General features: G+C 62.0%; 14 protein-coding genes. 2 read left to right on the top strand and 12 right to left on the bottom strand.

The window, feature by feature from the left end:
- Window positions 1–43: 43 nt before the first annotated feature.
- The 9 genes from AC0IW7_RS00360 to AC0IW7_RS00320 all read right to left on the bottom strand — a co-directional run bounded on the left by AC0IW7_RS00360 (window position 44) and on the right by AC0IW7_RS00320 (window position 9,201).
- Window positions 44–1,300 (bottom strand): OprD family porin, encoded by a 1,257-nt coding sequence (locus AC0IW7_RS00360; RefSeq protein WP_471815328.1) that lies wholly within the window; start codon window positions 1,298–1,300, stop codon window positions 44–46.
- A 396-nt stretch (window positions 1,301–1,696) separates the two neighbouring features.
- Window positions 1,697–3,628, bottom strand: coding sequence for a response regulator (locus AC0IW7_RS00355; RefSeq protein ID WP_471815327.1), 1,932 nt, complete (start codon window positions 3,626–3,628; stop codon window positions 1,697–1,699).
- Entirely contained in the window at window positions 3,618–4,475 is an 858-nt protein-coding gene (locus AC0IW7_RS00350) for a sensor histidine kinase (protein WP_471815326.1), read from the bottom strand. Before AC0IW7_RS00350 ends, AC0IW7_RS00355 begins: the two co-directional genes overlap by 11 nt.
- Window positions 4,468–5,484, bottom strand: a complete 1,017-nt coding sequence (locus AC0IW7_RS00345; RefSeq protein ID WP_471815325.1) for an ATP-binding protein — start codon at window positions 5,482–5,484, stop codon at window positions 4,468–4,470. The genes AC0IW7_RS00350 and AC0IW7_RS00345 overlap by 8 nt, the downstream gene beginning before the upstream one ends.
- Window positions 5,475–5,879, bottom strand: a complete 405-nt coding sequence (locus AC0IW7_RS00340) for an anti-sigma regulatory factor (protein WP_122452677.1) — start codon at window positions 5,877–5,879, stop codon at window positions 5,475–5,477. Before AC0IW7_RS00340 ends, AC0IW7_RS00345 begins: the two co-directional genes overlap by 10 nt.
- Window positions 5,876–6,238 (bottom strand): STAS domain-containing protein, encoded by a 363-nt coding sequence (locus AC0IW7_RS00335; RefSeq protein WP_122452678.1) that lies wholly within the window; start codon window positions 6,236–6,238, stop codon window positions 5,876–5,878. The genes AC0IW7_RS00340 and AC0IW7_RS00335 overlap by 4 nt, the downstream gene beginning before the upstream one ends.
- Window positions 6,239–6,240: 2 nt before the next feature.
- Window positions 6,241–7,092, bottom strand: coding sequence for an STAS domain-containing protein (locus tag AC0IW7_RS00330; protein ID WP_471815324.1), 852 nt, complete (start codon window positions 7,090–7,092; stop codon window positions 6,241–6,243).
- A gap of 417 nt (window positions 7,093–7,509) precedes the next feature.
- Window positions 7,510–7,830: a DUF3509 domain-containing protein gene (locus tag AC0IW7_RS00325; protein WP_471815323.1), complete on the bottom strand. Its 321-nt coding sequence runs from the start codon at window positions 7,828–7,830 to the stop codon at window positions 7,510–7,512.
- A gap of 174 nt (window positions 7,831–8,004) precedes the next feature.
- Window positions 8,005–9,201 (bottom strand): MFS transporter, encoded by a 1,197-nt coding sequence (locus AC0IW7_RS00320; RefSeq protein WP_471815322.1) that lies wholly within the window; start codon window positions 9,199–9,201, stop codon window positions 8,005–8,007.
- 111 nt (window positions 9,202–9,312) lie between these two features.
- Between AC0IW7_RS00320 and AC0IW7_RS00315 the strand changes: the two genes are divergently transcribed.
- The gene (locus tag AC0IW7_RS00315) at window positions 9,313–10,236 is read left to right on the top strand and encodes a LysR family transcriptional regulator (protein ID WP_471815321.1); all 924 of its coding nucleotides are present in this window, start codon (window positions 9,313–9,315) and stop codon (window positions 10,234–10,236) included.
- 6 nt (window positions 10,237–10,242) lie between these two features.
- Here the strand turns inward: AC0IW7_RS00315 and AC0IW7_RS00310 are convergent, their stop codons facing one another.
- Complete coding sequence (locus AC0IW7_RS00310) at window positions 10,243–10,644, bottom strand: hypothetical protein (protein ID WP_463383569.1); 402 nt, start codon at window positions 10,642–10,644, stop codon at window positions 10,243–10,245.
- 81 nt (window positions 10,645–10,725) lie between these two features.
- The gene (locus AC0IW7_RS00305; RefSeq protein ID WP_463539802.1) at window positions 10,726–11,769 is read right to left on the bottom strand and encodes an NAD(P)-dependent alcohol dehydrogenase; all 1,044 of its coding nucleotides are present in this window, start codon (window positions 11,767–11,769) and stop codon (window positions 10,726–10,728) included.
- A gap of 342 nt (window positions 11,770–12,111) precedes the next feature.
- Here AC0IW7_RS00305 and AC0IW7_RS00300 point away from each other — a divergent pair, with 342 nt between their 5' ends.
- A complete protein-coding gene (locus AC0IW7_RS00300) occupies window positions 12,112–12,963 on the top strand; it encodes a CAP domain-containing protein (RefSeq protein WP_471815320.1) in 852 nt (283 codons plus the stop codon).
- A 6-nt stretch (window positions 12,964–12,969) separates the two neighbouring features.
- On the opposite strand, the gene AC0IW7_RS00295 is transcribed toward AC0IW7_RS00300, so the two are convergent.
- Window positions 12,970–13,308, bottom strand: a complete 339-nt coding sequence (locus AC0IW7_RS00295) for a tryptophan synthase subunit beta (protein ID WP_122494002.1) — start codon at window positions 13,306–13,308, stop codon at window positions 12,970–12,972.
- Window positions 13,309–13,366 lie beyond the last annotated feature (58 nt).

The following is a 13,366-nucleotide window of genomic DNA, read 5'->3' as shown; positions in this document are numbered from 1 at the left end:
CCGTACGCTGTCAACGTGGCGCCGAGCGATGCCGGCGCGGTTGTCAGAAGATTTCCAGCGGGTATTCCACAAACGCGCGAACTTCGTTCAGGTTCGGGCCGACGTCGCGGTCGGCACGGTAGATCGAGTTACGCAGTTTCAGCGACAGGTTTTTCAACGAGCCGTCCTGCACCACGTATTTCACCTGGTTGAAGAATTCGCGCTCGGTGCCGTCCTGCTCGCCACCGGCATCAATGTTGCTGCCGCGCACGTAGGCGGTTTTGTAGCTCAGGCCGGCGACGCCGTACTCGGTGAAGTCCAGCTCGTAGCTGACCTGCCACGACTCTTCATCTTTCAGGTTGAAGTCGGAGTAGTAGGAGTTGGCCACGTAAATGGTGCTGCCGCCGTCGCCGTAGTCATAGGCGTAGCCCGCGTCGCCGCTGCTGCGCTGGTGCGCCACGATAAAGGCGTGAGCGCCGACGCTGTACTTGGCCGCCAGGCTCCACAAGGTGTTGCTGTCGTTGTTGCCGTCGCCGCCGAAATCCAGCGCCGCTTGGGCGTTGTCGTCGTAATCGGTGCGGTAGATGTTGAAGTCGAAGTTCAGCGCCTGGTTCTCGCTCAGCACCTGGGTGAAGTTCACGTTGCCGTAGTACTTCTTGAAGGTGTCTTCCACATCGGAGTGGTAAGCGGCCACGCTCAGGGCGTCGTTCACGACATAGCTGCCGCCGATCACGTCGATGCTTTTCAGACGGTTCGGGTCGCGCGCGGCGTCGCCCATTGGGCTGTCCGCGGTGAAGCGGCCGGCGTTCAGTTCCAGGCCTTCGATTTCCTTGCTGGTCACCAGGGTGCCGGTGAAGGCTTGTGGCAGCAGGCGCGAATCGTCGTACGCCAATACCGGCAACGATGGGAACTGGTTGCCGTAACGCAGCACGGTGTTGGAGATACGCAGCTTCACCACGCCGCCTGCTTCAGACAGGTCGTCTACCGGGTGGCCGTCGCTATCGGTGTCGAAGAAGGCGCCGTAATTGCGACCACGGCCGCTGTCGAGCTTGATGCCCAGCAGGCCGTAGGCATCAACGCCGAAGCCGACCGTGCCCTGGGTGAAACCGGACTCGAACGTGCCGATAAAGCCCTGGCCCCAAACCTTGCGATCGGCGGCGCCATTTTTGTAGTCACGGTTGAAGTAGGCGTTGCGCAGCAGCAGGTTGAGGCTGCTGTCTTCAACGAAGCCCTTGGACTCGGATTGCTCACTGGCAAACGCCGGGGAAAGACTCAGCGAGGCCAGCGCGCAGGCCAGCGCGATGCGTGTGCGATTGAACATAGGTGCTCCCAATAACGGTTCTTGGCATGTGTTGTTGTTGCTAAAGGCGGCAGGCGCTGCACGGCGCTTCGGGTCAGCCTGGCGAGCAGGCAAACCACGGGCGGGACGTTATTGAGCTATAGGAAGTCCCAGCCTATGCAGCGGATGGGATAAATACGCGGTTTGAAACCATCGGTAAAACTGCTTATTTCAATTTTTACTATCGACGCTATTAATGGTGCGTTTGGCGGGCTGGGCCTTACTCTTGGCCGCGATGAATCCCCAACGCACTGAATTCAGAGACTAATTCAGTGCATTGCTCCCTTCATCACCTTTGGTTTTATTTGCCGCCTCCTGTGGGCGGCTTTTTTATGGGCGCAGATTCATCGAGCCCGTCGATGGATGGCGCGAAACGGCCTAGCGGTCTAGCAGGGCGCGGATGCGTTCGAGCAGGTCGTTGCTGTTGAACGGCTTGCTGAGCATGTCCATGCCGGTGCCGGCCAGGTCCTGGCGGTCCAGGGCGTTTTCGGCGTAGCCCGACACATACAGCACCGGCAAGCCAGCGCGCATGGTGCGGGCGAGGGCGGCCAGGTCGCGGCCGTCCATGCGCGGCAGGCCGATGTCGGTGAGCAGCAGGTCGATGGAGGGGTCCTGCTTGAGCGCTTGCACCGCGCCTTCCGCGTCGTACACCTGGGTGAACGTGTAGCCGGCATCGCTGAGAATTTCCGACATCAGCGCGCTGACCGAGGCCAGGTCTTCAACGATCAGCACATGCTCGCCGCTGCCTTGTTGCGGCTTGGTCGCAGGCGCGGCCTCAGTGGCGGGCAAAGCATCGCCAGCCGGCAACAGCAACACCACTTCGGTGCCTTTGTTGATGCGGCTGCGAATGCTCACATCGCCGCCCGACTGGCGGGCAAAGCCATAAATACTCGACAGGCCCAGGCCGGTGCCTTGGCCGACCGGTTTGGTGCTGAAGAACGGGTCGAAGACTTTGCCGATCACTGACTCATCGATACCCACGCCATCGTCACGAACCGACAGGGCGATATAGGTGCCGTCTTCCAACTTGGCGTTGCCTGAAACCACCGTCGCGTAGGTAGCAATGCGAATGCTGCCGCCTTTGGGCAGCGCGTCGCGCGCGTTGATGATGAGGTTGAGTACCGAACTCTCGAACTGGAACGGGTCGACCATCGCGATCGAGGTGCCGGCGGTGAGTTCCAGCGTCAGGGAAATGCGTTCGCCAATAGTGCGACGCAGCATTTCCTCTAGCGACAGCACGTGCTCGTTGATATCGATAGGGCGTGTGTCCAGCGGCTGCTGGCGGGCAAAGGCAAGCAGGCGATGGGTGAGTGCGGCGGCACTGTTGGCCGAGCTTAGCGCGGCGTCGGCGTAGCGCATCAGGGTGTCGTAGCGCTGGTCTTCAACGCGACGCTTCATCAATTCCACGGCGGCAATAATGCCGGTGAGCATGTTGTTGAAGTCGTGGGCGATGCCGCCAGTGAGCTTGCCGAGGGCATCCATTTTTTGCGCTTGCAGCAGTTGTTCTTCGGTACGCGCACGCTCGGCGACTTCCTGGGCGATGCGACTGTGGGCTTTGTCCAACTGCTGGCGCTGGGCGCGATCTCGTTCGCGGTGTTCGGTCACGTCTTCAACAAATGCCAGGCTGTGGCCGGGCAGGCGATAGGGCGATACCTGCCACTCGGTCTCGCGATTTTCGCCGTTGACCTGCAGCGTGAGGGTGCCTTTCCAGCGTTCGCCGGCCAGCACCTGTTTGCGCAGTTCGATCAACGGCTCGTCCTGGCCCGCGCCGATGTGTTCGAGCAGGCGTTCGTCGCCGTGAAGCAACTGGGCAAACGCCTGGTTGCTTTCGATGACGTTGAGCTGTTCGTCGATCACCGCAATGGGCGCCGACACGTTGCGGAAAATCTCGCGGAAGCGCGCTTCGCTTTCGCGCAGGGCGTTTTCGCTGTCACGCACACGCAGCAAAGTGCGCAGCGTGGCCATCAGCACCTCGGGGTCGATGGGGTGCGTCAGGTAGGCGTCGGCGCCGGTCTCAAGGCCGGTGACGATATCGTGGGTCTGAATCGAGGCAGCCGATACGTGAATGACCGGCACCAGTTCGGTTCGCGTGTGCTGGCGGATCTCGCGCACGATGTCGAAGCCGGTCATGTCCGGCAGGTTCACGTCGAGAATCAACCCGTCGTACTCATTTGCTGCAATCAGCGCCAGGCCTTCAGCACCTGTGCCGGCTTCGTCGATGACATAGCCTTGCTGCTCAAGGCGGCGCCGCAAGGCATACCGCGTCGCTACGTTGTCGTCGACGATCAGCAAATGAACGTCAGTCTTCATCGGGTTTTTCCTGACCAATTGCAAAGGGAATAATCACGTAGAAAGTCGAGCCGACGCCGGGTTCGCTTTCCACCCCAACGCGTCCGCCCAGCAAACCGGCGAAGCGTTTGCACAATGACAGACCCAGGCCGGTGCCACGGAAACGTTTTTGCAGCGGTGAGTCCACTTGCGAGAAATCTTCAAATAGCGTGCCGTGCATTTCTGCCGGTATGCCAATCCCCGTATCCGACACGGCAAAACGCACTTCGGTGTCGCTTTCCAGACGCGCGGACACGCGCACTTCGCCGCGCTGGGTGAACTTCAACGAGTTGGAAATGAAATTGCGCAGAATCTGCGCCAGCTTTTTATCGTCGGTGTAGAGCCTGGGCATGTTCACCGGTTCGGCAAACACCAGGTCCACCGACCTGCCATCGACGATGGGGCGGAACATGCCGCGAAGCGCCGAGAACAGATCGAACATATCGAACCAGTCCGGCGAAATGCTGATGCGCCCGGCCTCGATTTTCGCCAGGTCGAGCAGGTCGTCGACCATGTCGCTGAGCTCGCTGGCGGCGGTGCGCACAAAGCCCACCTGCTTGTGCTGCTCGGGACTCAATGGCCCGTCCAGTTCGTCATCCAGCAGGCTGGTGATGCTCAGAATCGAGCCCAGCGGCGTGCGGAATTCGTGGCTCATGTACGAGAGGAAACGGCTTTTCAAATCCGACGCTTGGCGCAACTCATCGGCCTGCGTATCCAACTCGGCATACAAGGCCAGCACGCCCTGATTGGTTTCTTCGAGCTCGGCGCGCAGCGCTTCGTTTTCAGCCAGCACGGCGTGCAGGCGCGCCTGAATATCGCTGTCAGCCATTGGCTGCCTCCAGTGGAACGACCAATACGGTTACATCATCACGGCCCCGGCAGAAGTCACGGTGCAGTACGGCGGCGACCACGGCGGGGTGGCGGTGCACCAGACCTGGGTAGTCACGCAGGTTCCAGCGCGACTGCAGGCCGTCGCTGAACATCACCAGCAGCTGGCCGCCGCAGTCGGCGAAGTCGAAACCCTGTGCCTTGCGAAACTGGGCGCCAAGAATGCCAGGGTGCGAAGCCAGGCCACGGCTTTTGTCGGCCGTTATAAGCGTAGCGCCGATATTGCCGATGCCAGCGAAATGCAGGCTGCCGGTGTTAGCGTTGTATTGCGCCACGGCGCCCGCGCCACCTCGGGTTCCGCACATGGCCCGGTGCATATCGTCAATTAGCACCACCGGTACTGAAAATGGCGAGGCGGCGAAAGCGACTTCGCCAGCACGTGAGGCTTCTTCGGCTTCTTCGCCATGGCCGAGACCGTCGATGATCATTGCGCTGACATGGTTGTCCTTGACCACCAGGTGCCAGGTATCGCCGCACGCCGGTACGTTGTGCAGCGAATGCTGGGTGACGCCAAAGCGCAGGTCGGCGCTGTGTTTGCCGCGCGGGTACAACCGCGCCATCAGCACCGCACCACGGGCGTCGGCAAATACATCGAAGACATCCGACTGCCGATCCACCGCGCCCATGCCAATGCCTTGCGTGCCGCCGGTGGAAAAACCATCGGCCAGGCAGTTGTGCACGTCGAAGCCCGGCCCGCGATCCACCGCCACCAGCTCGATGCCGGTGGACTCGGAAAACGGCAGCGTGCGCACATGCAGCTCACCACGGCCGGCGTGCTTGAGCAGGTTGCTGGTGAGTTCGGTGGCCACCAGGGCCGCGCGGCCCGCATCGTTGGCGTTGAAGCCGCTGTCTTCAGCGAGCTTCTGCACCACGCGGCGGGCGTGCCCGACCTGGCTTTCGTCATCTACATGCAGCACCAGGGTGAGGGAGCTGCCTAGGTTCACGTCCATCGGGTGATCGTCACGCGGGTGCCTTTGCCAGGCGCCGTGTCCAGCTCGAACTCGTCGACCAGACGCTTGGCGCCGGTCAGCCCAAGGCCCATGCCGCTGCCGGACGTCCAGCCATCGGTCATTGCCAACTTGAGGTCGGGAATGCCGGGGCCTTCGTCGCGGAAGGTCAGGCGCAGGCCGGTGCGGCCGCCGTCGTCCAGCACTTGCCAGTCCATGTCGCCGCCACCGCCATACACCACGGTGTTGCGCGCCAGCTCGCTGACGGCGGTCACCAGCTTGGTCAGGTCGATCAAGCGCATACCGCATTCCTGGGCCAGCTTTCGTGACGTCTGCCGAGCCATTACCACGTCTTGCTCAATGCGTACCGGTTGCGTGCCGCTGCTGCGCACGTTCATTGCGCGCCAACTCGCTCACGCAAGAGCTTCATGCCGCGCTCGACGTTCAGCGCGGTGCTCACGCCCGGCAGGGTCAGCCCCAACTCCACGAGGGTGATGGCTACAGCCGGCTGCAAACCGACCACCACGGTTTCGGCGTCCATGATGCGCGACAGGCCGGAGATGGTGCCGATCATGCGGCCGATAAACGAGTCGACCATGTCCAGCGCCGAGATATCGATAAGAACACCACGCGCCGACGTGGCGCTGATGCGTTCGGACAAGTCGTCTTGCAGGGTCATGGCCAGTTGGTCATGCATGTCCACCTGAATGGTGACCAGCAGGAACTGACCCATCTGCAGAATGGGGATGCGCTCCATGATTACTGCGCCTTGGTCACGGTGGCGCCCAGGCGGCGCAATGCCAATGCCAGCGCGTCGGCCAGGTTGGCTTTGGTGACTACGCCTTGCAGATCCAGACCCAGGTGCACGATGGTTTGCGCAATTTGTGGGCGCACGCCACTGATGATGCAGTCCGCGCCCATCAGGCGGATGGCCGTCACGGTTTTCAGCAGGTGTTGGGCAACCAGGGTGTCAACGGTGGGCACGCCGGTGATGTCGATGATGGCGATTTCCGAACCAGTGTCGACGATGCGTTGCAGCAGCGATTCCATGACCACTTGGGTGCGTTGCGAATCTAGGGTGCCGATCATTGGCAGCGCCAGCACGCCGTCCCACAGTTTCACCACCGGGGTCGACAGTTCCAGCAGCTCTTCTTGCTGGCGACGGATTACCGCTTCGCGCGAAGCCTGGTAGGTGCGGATGGTGTGCAGGCCGAGCGCGTCGAACAGCTCCGAGGCTTGCAGCAGTTGCTGCGCGAACAGAGCGGGTTGGTCACCGAACTCTTTTTGCAGCAGGGTAAAAAACGGACCTTTAAGAGCAAAAATAAAGTTGGCGGTCTGGCTGGAGTCCTGCCCCAACTGAGCGCGGCTGCGCGACAGGCGTTCGAGGAACTGACGGGTGTCTTCCCACTGCGCAGTGCCGATGGCGGCGCTGGCGCCGTTTTCCAGTGCGGTGCTGATCAGCTTGAGGAATTCGCGGGTGTCGGCTTTGAGTTCGTCTTCTTTCAGATTGCGGGTGCCGCCTGTGGCTTGCAGCGAGGCGATCCACTCTTGGGACAGCTGCGACTCGGCGGCTTTGATTTTCTGAACGGCATCTTGACCCAGTGCGGCCATGCTGAAACTCCTGTGTTGGCTGTTCTTTTAATAGGTGCAGTGGCGGGCGCAGACGGTGTCATTGATGGCACACGGCCTTCACCCTAAAGAAGGTGTTGACGAAATACAGCAAGGCGGGCTTCCGGTAAAGAAGTGTTCGCATCTTGCGCAGGAAAGTGTATCCAACACACACACGAACACCGCCTGTTGCCTCGCTAACGCGTAGGCCACGAGGGGTCACTTTAGTTCAGGAAATATGAACGATGCACCGGCGCTTCACCGAAGAATGGCGAGCGGGCGCTGAAGGCACAAGGAGGGGGTAGAAAGCTGCATCGGGCTCATCCGTGAGCAAGGCTTTGTCCGTTAAGCCATCCGTTAAGCAGTGCATCCAAAACAGTACAACCGCGCGGCGCGTGCACGCCGCAGCGGGCAGAGAACTTAAGCTTGAGCGCGCAGCCACTCGCGAGGAGCGTGGGCCTGGCGTTGAGCGCGGGCGGCTTCGTTGGCACGGTTGGCCAGGAAAGCACCTTGTTCAACATTCAGGGTCAGGGCGCCACTGGCGATGCGCATGTCACGACGCAGTTCGCGAATCAGGCGGCCGACCATCTTCTCGTTAAAAATCATCGCCGGCTCGATCACCTTGGTGAAGGTCTCGCGGGCGTTTTTCAGGGTCAACAGCACCGAGGTGTCTGGACGTGGGCTGAAGGTGATTTCGTAAGTCGGGAAGGCGTTGAACAGGTGCTTAACGGGATATTTCATTTTTCACCGCTCCATGGGGTTTTAGTCGTTGCAGAACATAGAGCAGCAGACGTGCCAACTTTTGAAACTGCTCGCAGCCCAGCAAATTCGCGGGTTGGGCGTTTTTTGCAATCAGCCTGCCATTAGCAATTTGCACGATTGCCTTGAGGCCGCCATGCAAATCGCATGAAGCGGCTAAGCCGAACGCCGCATCATCAGCAACGCCACCCCAACGGCTGCCGCTGCGCCCACCGTCGCCAGTACGCCGAGGCTTTCAAGGCCGAGGTGGCGAATACCCAGACCACCGAAAATAGCGCCAAGGCCAATGCCGGCGTTGGCGGCGGAAATGTTCATGCTCGCCGCCAAGGCCTGCGCACTGGCACCGGCCTGCATGACGCGCACCTGGCAAATGGGGAACAGCGCCGTATGGGCAACGCCCCACGCGGTGAGCGCCACCACCAGCCAGAACGTGTGTCCGGCAGCGGGCACGGCGGCGAGCATGCCGGCAGCCAGCATCAGCAGAAACAGCACCATGGCGGCCAGCGGGTTGCGATCAACCATTTTCCCGCCGAGGTGATTGCCGAGCATGCCGACGGCGCCAAAGCCCATCAGCCACCAGCCCACCTGGGCTGCCGGAATCGCCGCCAGGCGTTCAAGGGTGTCGGCCAGGTAGGTGTAAGCGGTGAACATGGCGGTGAAGGCCAGCGTCGAGAGCAACACGTGGGCCAGGAAGCGCGGTTGTTTAAGGATGTCGGTCTGGCGTTTGCCGCTGGCTTGCACCGGCGCAGCGGGCATGGCGGGCATCACCAGCTGAATGAGCAGGGCGATCAACAACGCGGCGCCGGCCAGCAGCCAGAAGCTGCCGCGCCAGCCCAGCGCGTCGGCGGCCAAGGTGCCCAGCGGAATGCCGAACACAAAGGCGGCAGAAATACCCATGTACACCTGCGCCACCGCCTTGCCACTGTTGCCCGGCCCGGCGAGCTGCCCAGCGGTTTCGCTGGCCGTGCTCCAGAACACCGGCAAGAACAGCGCGGCCATAAAACGCGCCACCGCCAGCACCCAAATGGACGACGACGCGGCGGCCAGCGCGTTGGACGCCACGAACACCAGCAACACGAACACAAAGAGTTTTTTGCGCGGCAGGTGCGCCAGTTTGGCCGTGAGCAGCGGGCCGAACAGCATCACGGTGAACGCGAACAAGGTGACCAATTGGCCGGCCAGAGGAATGGAGATATTCAGGTCCCGCGCCAAGGCTGGTAGCAAGCCAAGAATGAGGAATTCGGTGGTCAGAATAATGAAGCCGGCGACGGCCAGAATCAGAATAGACAGCCCGGCGCGCGGTGCAGCGCAGGAAGGCGCAGTGGGGCACGCCGTAGAGGTGGAAGTTCGCATCGTCAGTTGCTCTTGAGAAAACCAGGCGGCAAGCTTATTGGCGAACGCAGTTCCGATTTACGCTGGTTTATCCCAACTGCTGTGACCAAAATTCCTTAATGTGGGCGCACCATGTTTTCTTCTGAACGCTTGAAAGGCATCGACCTGTTCGTCTGCGTGGCCGATGCCGGCAGCTTTACCGCCGCGGCCGAGCGCATGAACCTCACCAGTTCGGCGGTGAGCAAAGGCATCGCGCGGCTCGAATCGCGCCTCGACACCCGGCTGTTTCAGCGCACCACCCGGCGCCTGGCGCTCACCGAAGCGGGCGTGGATTTCTATCGCACCTGCACCGCCGTGTTGGCCGAACTGGAAGAAGCCGAGCTGGCGCTGCACACCGAACATGGCGAACCGTGCGGCAAAGTGCGGGTTGATTTGCCCGCCTCGTTCGGCCGCCTGCATGTGCTGCCGGTGATTCTTGACTTCGTCGCCGAGCACGGGCTGTTGCACCCGCATGTGTCGTTCTCCGACCGTTTCGTCGATCCGGTGGAAGAGGGCATCGACATCCTTGTGCGCATCGGCGGCTCGGATGAGTGGCCCGTGGCGCTCGGCCACCGTTACCTGGGTGCCGAACGCCTTATTTTCTGCGCCGCGCCACGTTACTTGGCCGAGCACGGCGAACCGCGCACCGTGCACGACCTCGAGCAGCACAGCTGCGTGGTGTATGGGCGCAGCGACGGCGGCGTGAACCCGTGGCTGTTTTCCGGCGAGCACGCCGGCGACCGCGAGCGCCGCGTGATGCCCGGGCGGATTGCCGTGGGCGATGGCGAAGCGCAGGTGGTCGCCGTGCTCGCGGGGCAGGGCATCGCGCAGTTGCCGCTGTGGCTGGTGCAGGATCAATTGCACAGCGGCAGCCTGGTGCAAGTGCTGCCGGACTTGGCGTTGGAGGGCTCGCCGATCAACCTGGTGTGGCTGAAAACCCGGCAAAACCTACCGAAAGTCAGTGCGTTGCTGGAGGCGCTGGCCGCCGCCCTGACACCGTCGGGCCGGCGCCGCTAAACACGTTCAAGCGTCGCGTAGCAGGTCGTTGGCGTTAAGCAGGTCGAAGGCGATTTGGGGAGTGTGTTCCAGGCCACGGCGAATGGCGGCTGGAATGGCTTGGCGGGTTTTGCGGCACAGGCCTGGCAGGTCGTGCACATAGATGGCAATGCCGCGCATGGTGCGCACTTCGGTGTGGCCGGGGCCGATGTCCAGGCGAATGCCCAATTGCTCGTGCATGCGCCGGCACATGTGTTCAAGGTCGGCCAGGCTGTCGATGCGCTCCAGGCGTTCGAGCAGTTTTTTCTCTTCCAGGCGGGTGAGCCGCACGATGCGCAGGTCGGCATCAGCGGCCGTGCGCAATTCTTCCAGCCGGCAAATGCAGACACCGGGCGGGCAGGGTTGGCGGATTGGCGTGGCGCTGTTCATGGGGTCCGATCATAGCCAGCCCGCCCGGGCCTTGCCCATGGCTTTTTATCTGCCGCTGCGCGGGCGCAGCGCCAGGCTGGGTCAGGCCAGCGAGGCCATGTCGATCACGAAGCGATAGCGCACGTCCGAGCGCTCCATGCGTTCGAAGGCTTCGTTGATCTCATCCATGCGGATCATTTCGCAGTCCGGAAGGATGTTTTTCCGTGCGCAGAAATCCAGCATTTCCTGGGTCTCGGCAATGCCGCCAATGGGCGAACCGGCCAAGCGGCGACGACCCAGCACGAAGGGCAGGGTCAGCTGTTGGTCGATGGGGCCGATCTGGCCGACGATCACCAGCGTGCCGTCGACATCCAGCAGCGACATGTATGGCGACACGTCGTGGCGCACCGGCACGGTGTCGATGATCAGGTCAAAGCTGGACGCGGCTTTTTTCATGGCGTCTTTGTCGGATGACACCAGCAGCGCGTCGGCACCCAGCTCCAGAGCGTCGGCTTGTTTGTCACTGCTGCGGCTGAGCACGGTCACTTGCGCGCCCATGCCGGCCGCCAGTTTCACCGCCATGTGGCCCAGGCCGCCCAGGCCGATGACCCCAACGCGACTGCCGGGCCCAACATTCCAGGTGCGCAGCGGCGAATAGGTGGTGATGCCTGCGCACAACAGCGGCGCGGCTTTGGCCAGGTCCAGCGCGTCGGGCACGCGCAGCACGAACTCTTCACGCACCACCAAATGTTTGGAGTAACCGCCGTAGGTGGGCTCTTTGGTGATGCGGTCGCGGCTGTTGTAGGTCTGGGTATTGGCCTGTCGACACAGCTGCTCTTCGCCTTTGCGGCATTGGTCGCACTCCTGGCAGGAGTCGACCATGCAGCCCACGGCCACGGCATCGCCGACCTTGTAGCGTTTCACTGCGCTGCCCACCTCGGTGACGCGGCCGACAATTTCGTGGCCCGGCACGATTGGGAAGGTGCTGAAGCCCCAGTCATCCCGTGCCTGGTGCAAGTCGGAATGGCACACGCCGCAGTAGAGAATTTCCATCGCGACGTCGTTCGGGCGCAGGGCGCGGCGCTCGAATTTGAATGGGGCCAGGGGCGATTTGGCCGTTTGGGCGGCATAACCAATGGTGAGCATGAAAACCTCCAAATACGCAAAACGTGGGCGAAAGAAATTCGGCGGGTAGCGATTGATATCTTGCGGCCGGCAGATGGCCAAGTCCTATGCTAGACACTTGCCGGGGTGAAACGCTCCGTTGTCTATCGGGCTATAGCGTGTGGCGCCGTGTTCGCCGACACTCATGGCACAGTGGCATGGGTGAACCTTACCCGCCCCGCTGCGCTCTGATTAGGCATATAAACCTGCATGCCGTTATACGCTCTGCTAATAAGCTGGCCGCTGAAGTTCCGGCGGTTTGACCGGGGCAGGGCCAGGCGAAATCGCTGATCATGGGGGCAGTCCGCTCAAAGGGAGAGTTACATGCGCGTCCGTTCAACCGTTGTGCCAGTCGTGTTGTTGTCGTTGTCCGTACTCACTACCACGCCGGTGTGGGCTGATGATGAAACGCAACTGGTACAGGCCATCAACGCCTATCGCGGCCAGGTTCAGCGCTGCGAAGGCCAGGCCTCGCCAGAGCTGCCGCCGCTGGCCGACGACCCGCGCCTGCGCCTGCGCTCGGACAGCTTCGGCGGTTTGCAGACGGCACTGGCCAAGAACGGCTACCCCATGGTCAATGTGCAGGCCATCAGTCTAGCGGGCGCGCGTGACAGCGCGGCGGCCATGAAAGCCGTTCAGGAAAGTTTCTGCCGGGTGATTCTGGATCCACAATTCGTGGACATCGGCGTGCGCCGCGAAGGCGATTTGTGGCGCATCACCCTGGCTCGCCCAATGCTCACGGCGCGCATGGGCGACTGGCAAAGTCAGGGCCAACAGTTACTGCAAATGATCAACAGCGCCCGCAACCAGGCGCGCCAGTGCGGCACCCAGGCCTACGCGGCGGCCGCGCCCTTGAGTTGGAACAACACCCTGGCCGGCGCCGCCGAAGCCCATAGCCGGGCCATGGCCAATGGCAATTTCTTCGATCACAAAGACCGCGACGGCCGCACGCCCGGCGACCGCGCCGAGCTGGCTGGCTATGCCGGTCTAGCCATCGGCGAGAACATCGCCGCTGGCAACGACAGCCCGCGCAAAGTGCTCGACGGCTGGCTGGCCAGCCCCGGCCACTGCGCCAACCTGATGAACCCGCAATACCGCGAGCTGGGCGCCGCCTACGCACTGGACCCACGCAGCGACGCCGGTATTTATTGGACCGCCATGTTTGGCAGCCAGTAAGCGGGGTTAGATCACCCCGGTATCGTCATCGTTAATCAGCTTATGCAGCCCGCCCAACGCCTCACGCGATTGGGTACGGCTGAGCAGTTTGCTCTGCGCCGCCGGCGGCAAATCGGTGATGCGCAGCACGCCTTTATTCATCAGCACTGAAATCAAGTCGTCGATTACCCGGATCATCTCCAGGTCGCTCTGCTTGAGTTGCATCAGGTTGCTTTCGACGGTCTGGTTCGAATACCAGGCCAATGCCTCTTGATCGTCTGCCGGCAAGGTGCCGTTCATGCCCTCGAACTCGGCGGCTTCGACGCGCGTCAGCTGGCCCTGCTCATTGCGCTGGATATACAGCATCCGCAAATCCCTCTTGGTTTCGTGCAACACGTTGGGTTGGAAGACAGAGCCGCAGACC

The sequence above is a fragment of the Pseudomonas sp. AC229 genome (assembly GCF_979254655.1).
The sequence above is the reverse complement of the archived record's forward strand: the minus strand, read 5'-3'. Positions and strand labels throughout refer to the sequence as shown.

What these genes read in the sequence shown, in the direction of transcription:
- AC0IW7_RS00310 (WP_463383569.1), bottom strand. Translation starts at nt 10,644, where the DNA reads ATGAACAGCGCCACGCCAATCCGCCAACCCTGCCCGCCCGGTGTCTGC.
- AC0IW7_RS00325 (WP_471815323.1), bottom strand. Translation starts at nt 7,830, where the DNA reads ATGAAATATCCCGTTAAGCACCTGTTCAACGCCTTCCCGACTTACGAA.
- AC0IW7_RS00340 (WP_122452677.1), bottom strand. Translation starts at nt 5,879, where the DNA reads ATGAACGTGCGCAGCAGCGGCACGCAACCGGTACGCATTGAGCAAGAC.
- AC0IW7_RS00305 (WP_463539802.1), bottom strand. Translation starts at nt 11,769, where the DNA reads ATGCTCACCATTGGTTATGCCGCCCAAACGGCCAAATCGCCCCTGGCC.
- AC0IW7_RS00345 (WP_471815325.1), bottom strand. Translation starts at nt 5,484, where the DNA reads ATGGACGTGAACCTAGGCAGCTCCCTCACCCTGGTGCTGCATGTAGAT.
- AC0IW7_RS00315 (WP_471815321.1), top strand. Translation starts at nt 9,313, where the DNA reads ATGTTTTCTTCTGAACGCTTGAAAGGCATCGACCTGTTCGTCTGCGTG.
- AC0IW7_RS00355 (WP_471815327.1), bottom strand. Translation starts at nt 3,628, where the DNA reads ATGAAGACTGACGTTCATTTGCTGATCGTCGACGACAACGTAGCGACG.
- AC0IW7_RS00360 (WP_471815328.1), bottom strand. Translation starts at nt 1,300, where the DNA reads ATGTTCAATCGCACACGCATCGCGCTGGCCTGCGCGCTGGCCTCGCTG.
- AC0IW7_RS00350 (WP_471815326.1), bottom strand. Translation starts at nt 4,475, where the DNA reads ATGGCTGACAGCGATATTCAGGCGCGCCTGCACGCCGTGCTGGCTGAA.
- AC0IW7_RS00320 (WP_471815322.1), bottom strand. Translation starts at nt 9,201, where the DNA reads ATGCGAACTTCCACCTCTACGGCGTGCCCCACTGCGCCTTCCTGCGCT.
- AC0IW7_RS00330 (WP_471815324.1), bottom strand. Translation starts at nt 7,092, where the DNA reads ATGGCCGCACTGGGTCAAGATGCCGTTCAGAAAATCAAAGCCGCCGAG.
- AC0IW7_RS00300 (WP_471815320.1), top strand. Translation starts at nt 12,112, where the DNA reads ATGCGCGTCCGTTCAACCGTTGTGCCAGTCGTGTTGTTGTCGTTGTCC.
- AC0IW7_RS00295 (WP_122494002.1), bottom strand. Translation starts at nt 13,308, where the DNA reads ATGCTGTATATCCAGCGCAATGAGCAGGGCCAGCTGACGCGCGTCGAA.
- AC0IW7_RS00335 (WP_122452678.1), bottom strand. Translation starts at nt 6,238, where the DNA reads ATGGAGCGCATCCCCATTCTGCAGATGGGTCAGTTCCTGCTGGTCACC.